Annotated in this window: 2 protein-coding genes; both read right to left on the minus strand. The window is 26.6% G+C overall.

The window, feature by feature from the left end:
- A partial coding sequence (locus tag HG1285_RS02550) for a cation:proton antiporter (protein WP_008289101.1) occupies positions 1–973 on the minus strand: 973 nt, incomplete at its 3' end.
- Positions 966–1565 carry a hypothetical protein gene (locus tag HG1285_RS02545; protein ID WP_008289102.1) on the minus strand — a complete coding sequence of 200 codons (600 nt, stop codon included), beginning with the start codon at positions 1563–1565 and terminating at the stop codon, positions 966–968. The genes HG1285_RS02550 and HG1285_RS02545, both read right to left, overlap by 8 nt.
- Positions 1566–1682: the final 117 nt, after the last annotated feature.

The following is a 1682-nucleotide window of genomic DNA, read 5'->3' on the forward strand; positions in this document are numbered from 1 at the left end:
TAAAGAAAAATGTGTAAATAATAAACAGTAGATGCAAGAATCTAACAGTTAACATCAGTATACTGAGTAAAACTGCGTTGTATACAATATCTATTTGAAGCAATTCAATTAAGTTAAATCTTAAACCAACATCTATAAAAAATATAGGAATTAAAAAGCCATAACCAAAAGAGGATAGTTTTTCAATAACCTGCTCTTTTTCCTTAAATATTACTGAGAATAAAAGTCCACCAAAAAATGCACCAATTATAGGCTCAAGACCAAGAAGTGCTGCCAGTGCAACAAATATAAACATATTTACAAAGTTTGCCCTTACAGATGTTTCTGTAGCTCCTTTGCTCTTCAAAAAAACAGGAATTTTGTCAGGAAACCACCATATAAAAAGTTTGAATAATTTAAGTAAAATATACGCAAAAGAAAAGAATAAATATATTTCAAGTAAATGGATAAAGGCTTCTTTAGATAAACCATATTTGTAAATAACAAAAAATATAGTTATTGAAATTAAGCTTATTACTTCTCCTATACTTCCTATAATAAGGAGAGTTTGACCAAAATTAGTAGATATGATGTTTGAGTCTTTTAATACAGGAAATAAAAGACCTATTGCAGTAGTAAGTATTACTAAACTATATATGTTGGGAATGTTTAGATAGTTTACTGATATAATAGAGAAAATAATAATTAGGCAAATTACGGATATATATATAAGTTTACTTTTTAAAGAAAGCTTTTTTATATTTTCAAAATTTATTTCAAGTCCTGCCAAATACATTAATATAATAAATCCAAGTTCACCTAAAAATCTTACAACTTCTGTTTTATGAAATACGTCTGAAAAAAATAAGCCAATTATTAATCCAAAAATTATTTCAGCAACAGGAGAAGGAAGATTTAGCCTACTGCTTATAAAAGGCATAATAAATGCTCCTATTGATACCACAAGCAAAAGGATAGCTTCAAGCTCAGTCATTTGCTTCCTCTATTGGTATTAGGAATGAAGAACATTTGCATTTTTTTACAATTAAATAATGAGCGTGTGGGTCAAAGAATGATATATGTCTTCTTTTGTAAGACATAACAAGTAAACTTGAATTGAATTCCTTTAAATAACTTAAACTTTCTTTTACCGGATTTCCTTCAAGAATTTTAAAATTCATACTTGTTTTATAAATATTTTCAAAATCTGTAATAATTTTATTGACATTTTCAAGTTCTTTTTCTTCTTCTTCTGTCCTGAGTTCTTTTGGCATAATACAGTAAAAGGTAATAAGCTTTACTTTTAAAAGTCTTGAAATTTCTATACCAACTTCTAAGGTATATGCAGGGTCTGGTGAGTTTAATAAAACAGCGATAGTTTTGTAGGAGCTGTATCCTTTTGCAACTAAAAATGGTTTTTTTGATTTCTCAAAATATGTTTTTAGTTTCCATTTTTCAAAAAAAGATATGTTTTTAAAGGGAAAAACAAAGAAAGCCACGTTATTTTTAAAATTTAGCAATGAATTTAAGTTTGATATGTTATTTTTAATTTCAAATTTTTCAAATTTTTTTTCCAGTAAAGGCAAAATTTTGTCAATGTTTTTTTATACGGGAAGCATATACTTTATTAATTCTCGTGTTTTTGCATATATGAACTTCATTATATATCTATAATTTGTCATTACAGGCAGTACTATATCAGT

The organism is Hydrogenivirga sp. 128-5-R1-1 (genome assembly GCF_000171895.1).